Raw genomic sequence first — 15,646 nt, forward strand, 5'->3', positions numbered from 1 at the left:
TTGTATGGTGGAGGCTACAGGATTCGAACCTGTGACCCTCTGCTTGTAAGGCAGATGCTCTGAACCAGCTGAGCTAAGCCTCCATACTTTTTTAAAGAACGCCGTTCCCTAATTGCGTGTGCAAATATAGCTTAAAAATTCTATTCTCAAAATTATTTTACAAGATTTTATGCCTTAAACATCACAACAAGCTAAGAAACACCGAAATAATTTTTAATCATAGAACTTCCAAGAAATACCAAATCTAAAATTAGCACTATTCATCGGATAACGTCTGACGGTATAGTAACCATGCGGATAGAAGTTCTGATTTAAAAAATTATAACTCAAAAACATATTTACCCGTTGTATATTCGCTGTAACCCATAGATCCATGATTGGATACGTCGAAAACTCAATCTGTTTGTAAGCATTGTAAAACTGTCCTGTCCCAATCGAATAATTCGGATTGGCATAGGGTGTATTGAACTTTGCGTCCAGACCGATACTATAATCAATAACTTTATAAAACAGGTTACTGTAATACAAACTATGCCAGGTATACAACTCCGGGACAGCCAATACATCCTTTTGATCTGTCTTCTGATAGACCACAAGATTATCGAAGGTAAAATGGTTTAATTTAAATTTTTGTCCAACGGTTACCTTTAACAAATTAGCTTTATCCAATTGTGCCGGAACAATCCATTTATCTTTCTTCGGATCGTTCTGTGGATTGGACAACTCTTCGAAATAGGTATAATTGTTCATCAGAAAATACTCAACCTTGCCATGGAAACCAAGCATCGGATTGGCATATTGAAACCCCAGATTCTGAATTTTAGTCTTTTTAAGATCTAAATCATTCCATTTTCCGTAGGTATAATTCAAATTTTCGAAAACCATCTCCGGGGATTTGTTCTGTGAATAAGCTGACAACGTCACCTTTCCGATTTTATCCCCCATAGCGATATCCGCTTTAGCTTCATACAAGAAGTCCCCAAAGTTGTGGCCAAATACGATTTGATTCGCTTTTAAACTAAAATCAAGACGATCTGAAAACTTATATCCCAATTCACCTTTCGCGATTCCATTTTGATAAAAACGATTAAATGTTGTGCTATCCGGCAATTTCTTCAGTGGCTGAGGATAGGCTGAAGTATTGTTATAATACCGCATGGAGTCCAACTGATTCTGCTCCACCCAGTTCATGTCGTGCTGAAAAGCCAAATTCAACTTTACCTCATTCTTAAAGACCGACTTCCCTCTGAGAAAAAAGTTATATTCAAATTCATTTGAAACATTCGTGATCAGCGTCTTATCATTGTTTAGCGCCAACGCCCTATTATTGTATGGTAAAGCTGCATTTTGGTCATCCATGTTCTTGAAGAAGCTGTAAGTCTGTCTTCGGAGGCGGGTATTATGTGCCATGCTATTCGTTGGACGGATCTCCATCGTAGGCTTACCTTTATCAATTGTATCCAATCGCCCCAAATAAAGTGACTGTCTCAGGAAAAATGAATTATCCCACCACTTAGACCGAGGTATATTTGTATTACTCGCATCATAGAATTTTGGTATAAATCGGTCCGGCGATTGTCTATTTCCAGGCGCAAATGGAAGATCTTCCGTAATAGAACCATTCTCCATGGCATCCAAACGATTAAATACCCCATTGATCAACAAATTATACCGATTATTTTTCGATTCATACCAAGAAGCAACTGAAGCCTTTAAATCTGAATAACTCTGTCCAAGGTAAAATCCATCCGTTTTGGTAGAATGAAAATCGACATTCATATTCCATTGGGAATTGATATTCTGGGCCACCCGAGCCCTAAAAACCTGGTCATTAAAAAAGAATCCTACCGCAGACAATTCGGAGTACCTCGCCCGGGCCCTAAAATATTGGACCGAATCGGGGTTCAATAAATAACGTTCCAACGCTGTAAAACCAGACTGAAAGCCAATAGTCTTTTTAGGCTGGAACAATAGATCCCGTGTGGCAAGGCCATAGGCCCCAAGGTTCACACTGGGATTCCATGGTAAATTCTGCGGATTATAATACTGATAGTTATGATGTGATGTATCAATCTGCCGTGTATAAGTAGCTTTTTTTAACATATCCAATGTCGCATATCGGATATACTTTGCAGACAGGATAACGGAATCCTTCTTTCCATCCTCCTTGGCTCTAGCCGAATCCAATGCACTGCTCCAATCTTCTTTGCTCTGCGCAATGACATCCACGGAATAAATAAATAAAACACACCATGCGGCAAGTATGCGTACGATCAACTTCATCTAAAATTATATAAAAACCAAAAAAGCTAAATTCACCTGAATGAACCAATTACCCTTCACACCACACAAATCCAGCAACCTTCTCCTTCAACGGTGACACATAAAGATGTAATTTATTGCAAAGCTATTAATTCTTTCAAAATTAATGTCATTTTAGGTTCCGCTTTCTCCGCAACAGTGACAATTTCCTGCAACGACACAGGTTTAAGTTGTTCATGAAAGCCCTCATCCGTAACAACAGAAATGGCAAATACCGGAAGAGCCATATGATTGGCGACAATAACCTCCGGAACGGTACTCATACCGACCACATCGCCACCGATCAGGCGCATATAACGATATTCAGCTTTTGTTTCCAAATTTGGACCTGCGGAAGAAACATAAACAACTTTTCGCGCAGCAATAGCATGTTTGGCTGCAATTTCAAGAGCCTGCTCGATCATCTTTCGGTTATAAGGCTCGCTCATATCCGGAAATCGTGGTCCAAACTCCGCCAAATTTTGTCCGCGAAGCGGATTATCCGGCAATAAATTGATATGATCTTCAATAATTCCAAGGTCACCTTTTTTCACATCAGGATTAAGGGATCCCGCAGCGTTGGAAACAAACAATTTCTGTACCCCCAAAACCTTCATGATCCGGATCGGAAATGTAATCTGCTGCATATCATAACCTTCATAATAATGCAACCTTCCCTGCATAGCGACCACATTGCGTCCACTCAGCTTACCAAAAATAAGCTTACCAGAATGAAATTCAACAGTTGAAATAGGGAAATTAGGTATATTGGAATACATCAGCTGATACTCGACTTCAATTTCATCAACCAACTTACCTAAACCAGTACCTAGGATGATACCGAATTCTGGAGCAAAATCTCCAATTTTTCTACGGATAAATTCCGTAGTCTCATTTATGCTATGATACATACGTACAGAAAAACTAAGTATATCAAACTTAACTTAATTTTTCTGTACGTACAAATCAAAATCACTACTTGTATTTACATCTTCTCACCAATGGAGAAACTTTTTATAGCTGAAATGCATTAATTGTGGGACAATGCTTTTTCACTTGCTTTACCTGGAGAACTGATCAAAAGCATTACAAACGTGATAAAACCATTTATAATGATCAAATCCAATCCGATAACATACGGTGTATACACCTCAATTACATAGGTTTTAAGCAAAAATAATACGGTAGGCGAAAGCACACAGATATAGGGTACAGCCTTATCCCGCACCGCATATTTTGTGAATATTCCAAAAACGAATAAACCCAACAAAGGCCCATAGGTATAACTCGCCGCAGTAAAGATTGCATTTACGACCGAATCATCATTGATCAGCTTAAAGACCAAAATAACCAACAACATCACAATGGAAAAACCAAAATGGACATAGTTACGCTGTTTGATCAGCGTTGGATCATTGGGATTTTCTTTTTTATTGAAGTTTAAAAAGTCTATGCAGAAAGATGTCGTTAGGGCAGTTAGCGCACTATCTGTCGTTGCAAAAGTAGCGGCCGTCAGCCCCATCATAAAAATGATTGCAGGAACAATTGCCAAGTGGTTTAATGCAATTTCTGGGTACAAATAATCGCGTGTTGCCAGTTGAGTCACATCAATCCCGTTTTTAGCCGCATAGATATACAGCAAAGCACCGACAGCTAAAAAGAAAATATTAATGACCACAAAAACACTTGTAAAAGTGATCATGTTCTTTTGGGCCTCTTTAATGGTCCCCATCGATAAGTTCTTTTGCATCAGATCCTGATCAAGCCCCGTCATTGCAATGGTCACAAAAATCCCTCCCAAGAATTGTTTCCAAAAATTTGCTTTACTGCCTACAAAATCATCCCAGAAAAAGATCTTGGAATAACTACTTTCTTTCACAGCCTCGAAAGTATCCACAATACCAAAATCTAATCCTTTTGCCATAAAATAGATGGAGAGAATTACTGCAGTCACTAAAAAGGTAGTCTGTAGGGTATCCGTTACAATGATTGTCTTTAAACCGCCCTTATTTGTATACATCCAGATTAACACCAAACATATAACGACCGTAATCGCGAAAGGCACATTCCAGGCATCAAAAATAAAATGCTGCAATACGATTGCCACCAAATAAAGACGAAATGCTGAACCTATCGTACGGGAAACCAAAAAAATAGCAGCACCTGTTTTATACGTGGTGTGCCCAAAACGTTCTTCCAAATACGTGTAAATGGAAGTCAAGTTCATTCTATAATAGAGCGGAAGCAATACATAGGCAATAATGACAAAACCAACGGCATTCCCAAGAACAAATTGAAAATAGCTAAATTCAGACGCACCGACTGCGCCGGGAACCGAAATAAAAGTTACGCCGGAGAGCGCGGTACCGATCATCCCAAAGGCGACCATATACCATTTAGAGTTCCGGTTTGCGACAAAAAAAGTAGAGTTATCGGAAGCCCCCTTCGAGGTGAAGTGAGCTACTGCAAGCAGAACTGCAAAATAGATTATTATAAAAGATAATAATATTACTGGTGACATAGTTTGTTTTTAAAATAGGTGATTTTTAGTAGGTTATACTCAATGGGTAGCCTGATAAGCTTCAATTGCCTGTCTTACATTACCAAATTGTTCAAGTAAAGCCGCTGCCTCTTCTTCAAGCGCCCCGGTTTGATCCATAATGATACGTACACCACGACCGACCAGCTTATGGTTTGACAATTGCATATCGACCATCTTATTCCCTTTTACCCTGCCCAATTGGATCATCACTGCGGTACTGAACATATTTAACACAAGTTTCTGTGCTGTACCCGATTTCATCCGAGTAGATCCGGTAACGAATTCTGGCCCAACAATAACTTCAACCGGATACTGCGCTACTTCAGCAATCGGAGACCCCCCATTACAGACAATACATCCCGTCACAAGCCCCTTCTCGTTTGCCGTTTTTAATCCGCCAATAACATAAGGTGTGGTTCCAGAGGCCGCAATACCGATAACAACATCGTTTTCATCAATATCATAGGCTTCCATATCTTTCCAGGCCTGCTCCAAATCGTCTTCTGCAAATTCAACTGCTTTTCTAATTGCAGTATCACCACCAGCAATTAACCCAATGATCCATTCAAATGGAACGCCGTAAGTCGGAGGTAATTCTGACGCATCCAACACGCCCAAACGACCACTTGTACCAGCGCCGATATAAAAAGTTCGACCACCAGCCTTCATTTTCTCCACAGTGACTTTAACCAATGCTTCAATCTGAGGGATAGCCTGCTCTACAGCAAGTGGCACAGATTTATCCTCATTATTGATATTTGTCAATAACTCATGCACAGACATCTTGTCCAAATCCTGATAATTCGAATCTTTCTCCGTTGTATTTACCATTATTAGTATATATTGTATTTCTTTATTTCAATAAATCGGGCACATCCACAAGTTGATACCCTTTCCCCTTTAATATGCTAATGATATCATCCAAATGATGATACAGTTTATCTTTCCGCCGATCATCGGTTCCCATGTGAATCAATATCAGAAATCCATTGAGCCCATATCGAGTTTCATAAGACCAGAGATTGTCGAGAATCGCTGTCGACGATAAATAACGAGCCCCCATTTCAGGATAGGTATAGTCAGCTGCAGTCCGTATTCCTGGTGTATAATTAACCGAATTTAGACCAACTGCTTTTGCCCAATCGACTGTTTCACTATTATACCATTCATAAGAAGGAATATAATAGGACAGCTGCTCTCTTTGAACGCCCACAGGTTCCAGTGCTTTCAAATTTGCCCTTAGATCAGCGACAAAAGAGTCACGCTTCACCAAAAGCACATCCCTACTCCCCCAGTCACTCACCAGAAGATGTTTATCCGAGTGCCCCGAAATCCAATGGCCATCGCTTAACATCTGACGGACATACGGCTCAAAATCTGATGTTCTGAGATAATCACCTGTCAGAAAAAAAGAGCCTTTAACGCCATTACGTTTTAGACTTGCTAATACCTGAGCTGCACCCTCAGATAAATCATGACCTGTAAACACCAGAGCCACCTGCCGTTTTGTCGAGTCGCCCCGGACAATAGCTCCGAAAACATCCCGTGTTACTTTTTTCCGGTCGGCTCCTCCATTGCCTTACCCTCCTTTGAAGCCAACAGATAAATCAACGAAGCGGTACCATCCATTGTCGGCTCATTCGTACTATAATCTCCGTAGTCGTCATGATAGACCGCCAAATCACTTTGAAACTCCGCATAGCTATCCGGATTATTCAACTTGATACCGATCAGATTGCGATACGTGGATGCCATAATGGGCCCATCAACCAAACCGCCATCGATCGGATGCTTTCCAAGAAAGGTAAACGCCGAATGTGGATCAACAGGTGTATCGCCCCCGGATGGAAGACCATATACCATACTCGTGCCCCAAGGGTTCGTCCCAAATAACCAGTCAAAATTTGCTTGCGCTAGCTCATCAAAATGTGCATCTCCCGTCAATTCTTTATACCAGAGACATTGGATCGCAAAGGATACCGTTAAGTTGTTGCTACACCAGATAAAGGGAACTCCGCGAAAAAATGCGTTTTTTTCGGCTCTCCGATTGACTTCCTCAATCCCCTGTTTATAATAGGAAACAATCTCCTCGCGATCTTGTCCTTTTAATCCTTTTGCCAACTCATAATGCCCAAGATTGATAAAAGGGTACCACTGATAATGTGCAGCAGTATCGCTTACCATCCAAGGTGTAATCTTTTCTTGCCGTGCGTAGCCTAAGGCTTCTCGCGCAAACTTTTCTTTTTTTGTCACCGAAAACCCCATTGCAGCGGCCAACTGCATATCGTCCACCCAATTATCCTCGGCATAAATATAAGGCGATTTCACAGAAACTGTCTGTGTCACGCCGGGTTTTATATTGGCATAAGCATAGGCCGTTTCCGATTTCTTCGAAAGCAGCTTTGCATATTTACCATCCTCTTTGTCAAACAACATCGCCCCCAGGCGAAAAGCACTACTGAATTTACCAGCAGTAGAGCTTGTCCCCGTCGTATTATTCATAAACTTACCACGCTGTTGTGGTTCGCCATCGATAAAATACACCGGTCTTTCAAATCCACGACCATAATAGGGATCTTCCTTTGGCATCCGCATGCTTGCATGATCCCGGTCATCACCAATCTGATTGTACATTTGATTGGATTTAGGATGCATTTTCAACAACCAATCCAAGCCCCATTTCGCTTCATCCAATACATCGGCACGACCGTTTTTTCCATCAAGACCATTTGCTTGCTTTAGATCACCAAATACCTTTGGAAAATCGCGGTAAGCCGCTAACAGATGAAATGTTGCATTTGCCGACGTTGTCGCATATTGCAAATAATCAGAAGCATCATGCCAACCTCCACCCGCATCGATATGGGAGCTATCGGGAATTCCAACCTTTCCTGCATAAAGCGCAAATCCATCATGTGTATGGCAGCTATCTTTCAGAAAAGGGTTAAACAATGTCCGTTGTTGCCGCATATAACGCAGTACAAAATCTGCCGCTCCTTTGTAAACGTCCCGAGCAATTCGAAATGTTGGAGACTTTACATCTCCGGCCTGAACAAAAAAGCACCCTGTATCCTGTATAGAAGAGAAATCAAAACGAAAGCTTTGAACAAAAGGACCATAAGCCCCATAATCTTTTCCGACAGGATGCACATAGACTGTTTTACCCGTTTCTGCGTTTTTAATTTCAAAAGAACGAAGCTGCCTGATTGATTTCCCGCCCCATACCGCGACCTTCTTGCCCGCCGGAGTATAGCCCAATTGGTTTATTCTAATCCAAGCATTTTGCTGTGCTTTCGCAAAGTTACAAACAAAACATGCAAAAACAAGCAAAAAAGCTTGACGTAAATTTAAGAAGTTTAGACATTTTTTTATCATATCAAGGCATTTATTTTCAAAAAGATCAATTCAATCGATTGCTTAAAACTGTAATGAAACTATTTTGCCATCCATCGTACTCGCTATCACTGTATTCCTGCCATTTAGCGCTACAGGATTAACCATTCCATTGGATATTTTATATTGCCATATTACCGCGCCTGTTTTTGCGTCAACCCCGGATAGCAAACCCGAATGACTCGGCACAAATACCAATTTGCCATTGGAGGTAATTGCAGAAGGTGTCAATTCGTAGGGCAATTTAAGCTTGGACTTCCAGGCAACATCCATACGATCACCAGCAACTGAAATACCCAAAAGATCCCCATCCATCGTCTTCACATAAACCAGTTTATGATCTGCTGCCAACCCCATAGATTCGCGCACCCGAATGGTATCTTTCTTTTCCCGCCAAATGACCGCCCCCGTTTTCGCATCCAGTGCTGTCATAAAACGATCCGGTGCAACTACAAAAACACGATTATTTACCCCCACTGGATTACATGCCGCCGCTGAAAACATCCGATTAGCCTGTCCATTATTCCATTCCCACGACAGCTTACCTGTATTGACATTCAAAGCATAGAATCCATTACTCCAGGAGCCAAAAATTACATTCCCCAAATAATACGTTGGCAGGGTCGATACAAATCCTTTGACCTGATCAAAGCTCCATTTTACAACGCCCGTCTTGATGTCCAGTGCCCTAAACTTACCATCCGAACCACCGATAAAAGCCACGCCATTATGTAGCAGAGGCGAACCCAAAACCGCCTTTTCAGTCTGCACCTTCCACAACAACTTGCCATTACGGGCATCTACCGCATAAATTGCATGATCCGATGATCCCGCCACGACAATCCCTTTCCACACAGCCGGAGTAGAATAAACTTTACCACCTGTACGAAATGCCCATAGCTTTTTGCCAGTTTTTAAATCAAGCGCAAAGATATCGCCCGCGGTATTTGATGTAATCACGCTATTTTTGTAAACAGCTAGTCCCGCCCCAATATCACTAGCATCTTCGAAAGTCCAATTGACTTTAACCTGATCTGCATATTTGGTATTCACAGCATAACTTGGTCTCGGATAGCTTACCGTTTCATTTTCATAATGATGATTAAATAGAGGGACAACAACCCAAGATTTCTCCTGCATCCCTACAACGGGATTACGCTCCTGATAACTCGCTTTACCATCGGCGATAGTCACAATATTATAACCGCCAACCTCTTTATTCGCACGCAGGTTGGAACGCCCCATTACTCCTGGAATTCCTTCCCAATCGTATAATTTATTGGCATGGCCATGTCCGCAAAGCGCCAATTGAACATTCCGCGTTTTGACCCTTTTTAAAGTGTCAAACCAGTTGTTTAACGATGAATCCTGTGGATAATGATTAATATAGATCAATGGCAGCTGATTATCAGGATTCGCTGCAAAAATGGAATCCATCCAAACCAGGTTTTCACGAGGAATCTGGCCAGGACTCATACGCATATTTGGCCCTGAATTGGTTCCAATGAATGCGTAACCTTTATGCTTAAAGAAAAAGGTCTCACCACCAAAAACGGTACGAAATGTATTGGCTCCATTTTCAGACCAATTTCCATCGTGATTTCCCGGAATCACATACCAAGGCAGCTGCAAACTATCTAAGATGCGCTTTGCAAGCTTTAACTCATGATCAGCACCAAACTCAGTGATATCTCCGGAGAGTATAACAAAATCAATATCTTTCAATGTATTCAGGTCCTTTACAGTACGTCGCAAATCCTCCTCTCCTGTTGCACCACCGACATGCGTGTCTGTTACGTGGGCAAATTTGAAGGACTGTTGCGCTATCACAACGTTAAAAACGCAGGATAATGCAGTAAAAAAGGTGATAATTGGAAACCTCATGCGTAATGTTTTCTTAAAAATAGCGTTTTTATGCATAATAATAAAATAAAAATGCGTTTTTATGCAAAGTATTTTAGATGTAGATTTAGGTTTGTTTTCGACAGCCTCGGCTATCATGGGCATAAAAAAGCCTTGTCTAAAAACATAGACAAGGCCTCATAATATGTGGATTAAATTACCACCCTTTAGTTTGTGTTAATTTATAGCCTCTTTGCTCATAGTCAACAATTTGCGCTTTACCCACTGGAGCTAAATAAAATTTATCATCCACGGCATTTCTATTTGCTGCATTTTGAACCACTATAAAACCAACCATATCGGCAGCATTAGAACCATTATAAGTCACTACGGTTCCATCCGCTTTCCTCACTTTGGTGACGCCAACATAGTTAGATTTTAAGAAATCTGGAGCCTGTTTTGCTACATCAACCCAAATTCCTGTGAAATAATCCGTACTTTTCGAAAAGTCCATATAACCCAGCTTTTTCCATCTCTTTAAATCCAGCAATCGCGAGTATTCAAACACGAATTCCATCCGGCGCTCACGACGTATTTCCCACATTAGTGGCGTTACATCTGCATCTCTAGCTGGATCATTGGCAATTGAACCAATCTGTAACGGCGCAGTCTTTGTCACTCCTTTAGCTATAGCAGCTTCGTCAAGCGGCCTATTTCTTACTGCATTGATTGACTTATCAAGATCTGTTTGTGTAACAGCTCCACCACCAAAATTCTCGGCTAAAATTTGCTTTGCTTCAATCCAGTTTAACACAACTTCTCCATAACGAATAACAGGAGCGTCTGATGTATTGGTATTTGAATTCCACTTAGAATAATCAGGATTTGCACTTGTTATCTTATAGCCATTACGAGCGACATACTTTGTTCCATAGACAAATGTTGAAGCCTTGGAGTTCAAATCCGTATCAAAGGAAGCCTCAAAACGCGGGTCACGAGAGGTCGCCAACTTACTCAACGAAAAATCAGCCGCACTGGCAAGTGATGATGAAGAATAAGGCTTACCATCAATACAGATAAATTCCTTGATCAATTTTAAATTTGGAGCTGTAGCCTGTGCCTCAATGCCATTTTGATAAGATCCGATTGCATGCAGCACACTAACGGATGCATCGTATTTACGATACATAATCACTTCTTTGTTGGTAGCTAAATCCTGGGAAGAAAACAAACTTTTGAAATCAGCAGTAAATGAATACTTCCCTGAACTCATAACAACCTCCGCTGCACTTTGAGCAAGCTCCAAATATTTCTTTGCTCTTACCTGATCAAGACCGTGGTATTTCTGCCAAGAACCTTCAAACAACATCAAACGTGATATAAAAGACGCTGCAATATACTTATTCAACACATTTGCACCATCATCGGCTTTCATATTCTGCAATACATATACAAAGTCATCGTACACATGATCCATCACGACACCACGATTATCACGATCTTTATATTGCGTATCAAAATCAGAAGCAGATACTTCAGATTCAAAATATGGAACATCCCCGAAAACAGAGACCAACCTAGAATACTCAAAAGCTTTAAAGAATTTCGCAACAGCAGTCCAGTGATTATATTGAGCTGTGGTTAAGTTCGGCTTAGCAATAGTCTCTATTCTATTCAAGAAAATATTGGATTTGCGAACCCACGAATAATTCCATGTGGGACCTGCATACGTATCAAGCCATGCCGCAACTTCAGATGTGGATGAACGCGTATCAGGTATAGCATTTTCAAAATTAGCTTGTTGACCACTAAAAGTCAAATCGTCTGAAAAAGTATACCCCCTTACTGGCGTATAATCCGTCGTAAAGGAACTATTGTAGCCGTTGAAATATTGCGTATAAAAACCGTTCGCAAATAACCTTAGGTCATTTTCATCCCTCCAATAAAGCCCCGAACCATCTGTAATCTGATCCAAAGACGGGCGATCTAACAAGCTGTTACAGCTTGATAACACCATTGAGGAACCTAATAATATATATAAGAATTTTGTTTTAATTTTCATGATAATTTCAATTAAAATGTCAATTGAACGCCAAAAGAAGCAGATTTGAACGTTGGCGTTCCAACACCAATACGGCCACTATTGTAATTATTCAAGCTCTGATCAACAAACATATTCACCCCAACAACAGCTTCAGGGTCGATAGGTAAGCCATTAAGTTTATCCCATGTAAAGAAGTTTTCCAAAGCAGTGTATATACGTAAATTGCTTACTCCGATTCGACTCAACGTTCCTTTCGGAAGGGTATAACCCAAGGTTAAGTTCTTAATACGCAAATAGGACATATCCAACAAATAGCGACTTTGTACCTGCATATTATTAATATTGTCGGTTCCACCGTTGCTGTATGCTGCAGGATAAAATGCACCCGTATTATTTTCAGTCCAATAATCTGAAGACATAACTGCAGGCATTGCTCCATCAGATGCATTAAAGCCGGCCTGCGCCAAGAACCCTTTTCCCCAAACCTGGCGGCTACCTACGCCTTGGAAGAACGCAGAGAGGTCAAAACCTTTGAAATCAGCCCCTAAACGAAAGCCATATTCATACCTCGGCGTCGAATTACCGATCACAGAAAGGTCACCATGATCTGAAATTGTCCCCTTACCGTTATCTATAGCACCATCCCCGTTTAAATCCTTAAACTTAACATCACCGGGACCATAAAGGAAGGTAGAAGAATTTTGAACCCAAGATTGGTAAGCTCCATTTGGATCAGACAACTTGTTCATTGTCTTACCATTGACGGTTGTCGTAACTAGTTTCCCGTTTTCATAAACGAAATCACTTTTTTGATATAGACGATCCGTTTCATAACCCCAAATTTCACCGAATGTCTTACCGTTATAGTATCCATCCACTAAAGTTGTTGTACCGTATTCTGTGATAACAGATTTTGCATCCGATACGTTTGCACGCAGATTAATTCCCAAACCATTTTCGAAACGGTGGTTAAAATCAACGGCAAGCTCCCAACCTCTCGTACGTAAAGCGCCAAAATTACCTTTAGGAGCCTCAGCACCAAAAGTCGCAGCAACACCTTCCATCGGCACTAGCATATTTTTGGTATCGCGTTGGTACCAATCAAACACAAGCCCCAATTTATTCTTGAGGAATCTTGCGTCAAGTCCAAAATCCAAGGTCTGGATATCTTGCCAGCCTACCTGAGATAGAACAGCGGCAGGAGATCCTACATACCAATCCTTATTTCCTGAGCTGTTAATCCAGTTAGATTGGGCATTCGTCATATAACTTGTATACAAATTATTCGGAACAGCCTGGTCTCCAATTGAGCCCCATGAACCGCGGATTTTAAATTGATTTACGACCTCACGTGACCAGTCCATAAAAGATTCTTGCGATACCACCCAACCTGCAGAGAACGACGGATACCATTTCCAGCGCAAGCTTGTCGGGAATTTAGACGATCCATCACGACGTAAATTTGCTTCAAACAAGTATTTATCCTTATAAGCATAGTTCACCCGGCCAAAAAAACCAATCTGAGATTCCCATTTTTTATAACCGGAACCAGTCACTGTTCCCGACCCAAACGTTAATTGTGGATTCTTGATATCCAGCAGGTTAGTAATTTGTGTCCAAGAATTTTCAGTTTGTTCCGCAACACGGTTTAAACCTGCCATAAATTTAAACTCATGCCCACCATCCAAACTTAAATTGTAAGTAGAGAAGGCATTGATCGTATGGCGCAAGAAATTCTCATCTTCCTTACGGTAATGGTCAGGATTAGAGCCTGCAGCTGTATATTGGAAATAATCTAGATCATATGCAGCCATCGCGCCCGCAGCAGATGCATCCACATAATTTCCATTTGCATCGACATACATCTGGTTTCCATTTGCATCCTTTTTCACCACTGGATTTCCCCAGGAATTGCCTGCTGTAAAACGTGTACCCGGCTTATTCCAGATCATCTCCTGATTGGTCAATGTGTAATCAAAATCCAATTTCCAGTTCTTCGTGAAATTTACAGTAGCACCACCATTGAAATTCATATAGTTTTTTAACTGGCTTGCCACGTTTGCTGCACCTGTCTCATAAGCTGGACTACGAATTGGATCCCCGTCACCATCATTTCCAAACGGATACAGCGAACTCCAACGGTACATATATAACCATGGATCTGCTGTTGTCGAATTCGTTGCATACGGATATTGTTTATTCGTACGGGAATAAATAGCTCCTGCCCTCGCTGTAATGTATTTGTTAATCTCATGAGAAACCCGTACTGAAGCATTATATCTCGAGAACTTGTCCGTATTAGTCTTCAACATACCTGACTGATCAAGCAACCCCAATCCTACATTATAAGAAGTTTTACCTGATTTACCCGATAGCGATAAATTATGTTGTTGCGTAGGAGCCCACTCACGAACCATATAGTCATATGGATCATACGTACGTACGCCATATTTATAACCTGTTGCAGGATCATAATACCAGTCACGTCCATACAACGTTGGATCATCTTTACCGACCGAGCTACCATATTTATCCTGCCATTCAACCGATTTTTGATAACTTTCTTCATTTATTTTATAGAAAGCTCCAGTAAAATTGCTACCAACGCGCAAAGCTGCATCCAACGAATATCTCAACGCATCAACCGTCCCCATTTCGTATTTCTTGAATGGGTTTTGAAAGGAGAAATTATTAGAATAATTTACTGACACCTGATCAGTTTTAGCCCCCTGTTTTGTTGTAATTAAAATGACACCATACGCGGCTTTAGCTCCGTAAATAGATGATGCTGCTGCATCCTTTAAAACTGAAATAGATTCAATATCATCGGGATTCACAATATTGATACTCGGAATCTCCACATTATCCAGTAATATCAATGGATTATTGGATCCAGTTATTGAACCTATTTGACCGCGAATTTTGATCGTTGGATCAGATCCCACCTCTCCACTGGGAATAACGATACTCAATCCAGGAGTCGTACCCTGCATGGCACGTCCTGCATCAGCAATAGGACGCCCTTGCATTGTCTCTTTGATATTAACTGACGCAACAGCACCTGTTAAGTTACTCTTTTTCTGTGTACCGTATCCAACAACAACGACTTCATTCAACGTTTGATTATCATCGACCAAAGTTACATTTAGCGAATTCGAAGTCACAGGAACCTCTCGTGTAATATAACCTACGGATGAAAAACGCAACTTGCTCCCCACGGCAGCTGTAATTTTAAAATGCCCCTGCGCATCGGTCTTCGTTGACGCATTACCGCCAATTACAGACACGCTCACTTCAGAGACTGGACCTTTTCCATCCGTTACAGTACCTTGCACTGTATTTTGAACCGCACTTTTTGCAGAAGAACTTAAAAGAACGCTTGTTGAATTAACGTTCTTCAAAGAGCCTTCCTTTTTTGTAAAAGAATAGGATTCAGAAGGAAAACTCAATCCAAGAGCAACAGAAAATAGTACAAATTTTCTCATTGATTATAGAGTTTTAAAATAAATGATTCTAGTTAATAT

Annotated in this window: 9 protein-coding genes and 1 tRNA gene; all 10 read right to left on the bottom strand. The window is 40.8% G+C overall.

Annotation, left to right across the window (positions count from 1 at the left end; all coding sequences use genetic code 11):
• Positions 1-5: 5 nt before the first annotated feature.
• Positions 6-83: transfer RNA gene (locus tag GVK91_RS05905), tRNA-Val, on the bottom strand.
• A gap of 130 nt (positions 84-213) precedes the next feature.
• Positions 214-2,283, bottom strand: coding sequence for a putative porin (locus GVK91_RS05910; protein WP_159727454.1), 2,070 nt, complete (start codon positions 2,281-2,283; stop codon positions 214-216).
• Between the two features lie 113 nt (positions 2,284-2,396).
• Positions 2,397-3,212: a purine-nucleoside phosphorylase gene (locus tag GVK91_RS05915; RefSeq protein ID WP_075994483.1), complete on the bottom strand. Its 816-nt coding sequence runs from the start codon at positions 3,210-3,212 to the stop codon at positions 2,397-2,399.
• 119 nt (positions 3,213-3,331) lie between these two features.
• Complete coding sequence (locus GVK91_RS05920; protein ID WP_159727456.1) at positions 3,332-4,822, bottom strand: sodium:solute symporter; 1,491 nt, start codon at positions 4,820-4,822, stop codon at positions 3,332-3,334.
• Between the two features lie 39 nt (positions 4,823-4,861).
• Positions 4,862-5,674: an N-acetylmuramic acid 6-phosphate etherase gene (murQ, locus tag GVK91_RS05925; RefSeq protein ID WP_145329004.1), complete on the bottom strand. Its 813-nt coding sequence runs from the start codon at positions 5,672-5,674 to the stop codon at positions 4,862-4,864.
• Positions 5,675-5,696: 22 nt separating this feature from the next.
• Positions 5,697-6,332, bottom strand: a complete 636-nt coding sequence (locus GVK91_RS27480) for a polysaccharide deacetylase family protein (protein WP_235032768.1) — start codon at positions 6,330-6,332, stop codon at positions 5,697-5,699.
• 59 nt (positions 6,333-6,391) lie between these two features.
• A complete protein-coding gene (locus GVK91_RS05930) occupies positions 6,392-8,218 on the bottom strand; it encodes a glycoside hydrolase family 9 protein (RefSeq protein WP_235032769.1) in 1,827 nt (608 codons plus the stop codon).
• Between the two features lie 42 nt (positions 8,219-8,260).
• On the bottom strand, positions 8,261-10,120 hold the full coding sequence (locus GVK91_RS05935; RefSeq protein WP_159727458.1) for a PQQ-binding-like beta-propeller repeat protein: 1,860 nt from the start codon (positions 10,118-10,120) through the stop codon (positions 8,261-8,263).
• Positions 10,121-10,295: 175 nt separating this feature from the next.
• Positions 10,296-12,140 carry a RagB/SusD family nutrient uptake outer membrane protein gene (locus tag GVK91_RS05940; protein WP_153844374.1) on the bottom strand — a complete coding sequence of 615 codons (1,845 nt, stop codon included), beginning with the start codon at positions 12,138-12,140 and terminating at the stop codon, positions 10,296-10,298.
• Between the two features lie 11 nt (positions 12,141-12,151).
• The gene (locus GVK91_RS05945; protein WP_159727460.1) at positions 12,152-15,607 is read right to left on the bottom strand and encodes a TonB-dependent receptor; all 3,456 of its coding nucleotides are present in this window, start codon (positions 15,605-15,607) and stop codon (positions 12,152-12,154) included.
• Positions 15,608-15,646 lie beyond the last annotated feature (39 nt).

It is taken from the genome of Sphingobacterium sp. 18053 (genome assembly GCF_902706145.1).
GTDB lineage: Bacteria > Bacteroidota > Bacteroidia > Sphingobacteriales > Sphingobacteriaceae > Sphingobacterium > Sphingobacterium paramultivorum.

Excerpts from the sequence above, each read along its gene's own strand:
- GVK91_RS05940 (WP_153844374.1), bottom strand. The coding sequence starts at position 12,140 with ATGAAAATTAAAACAAAATTCTTATATATATTATTAGGTTCCTCAATG.
- GVK91_RS05910 (WP_159727454.1), bottom strand. The coding sequence starts at position 2,283 with ATGAAGTTGATCGTACGCATACTTGCCGCATGGTGTGTTTTATTTATT.
- GVK91_RS05945 (WP_159727460.1), bottom strand. The coding sequence starts at position 15,607 with ATGAGAAAATTTGTACTATTTTCTGTTGCTCTTGGATTGAGTTTTCCT.
- GVK91_RS05935 (WP_159727458.1), bottom strand. The coding sequence starts at position 10,120 with ATGAGGTTTCCAATTATCACCTTTTTTACTGCATTATCCTGCGTTTTT.
- murQ (WP_145329004.1), bottom strand. The coding sequence starts at position 5,674 with ATGGTAAATACAACGGAGAAAGATTCGAATTATCAGGATTTGGACAAG.
- GVK91_RS05930 (WP_235032769.1), bottom strand. The coding sequence starts at position 8,218 with ATGATAAAAAAATGTCTAAACTTCTTAAATTTACGTCAAGCTTTTTTG.
- GVK91_RS05920 (WP_159727456.1), bottom strand. The coding sequence starts at position 4,822 with ATGTCACCAGTAATATTATTATCTTTTATAATAATCTATTTTGCAGTT.
- GVK91_RS05915 (WP_075994483.1), bottom strand. The coding sequence starts at position 3,212 with ATGTATCATAGCATAAATGAGACTACGGAATTTATCCGTAGAAAAATT.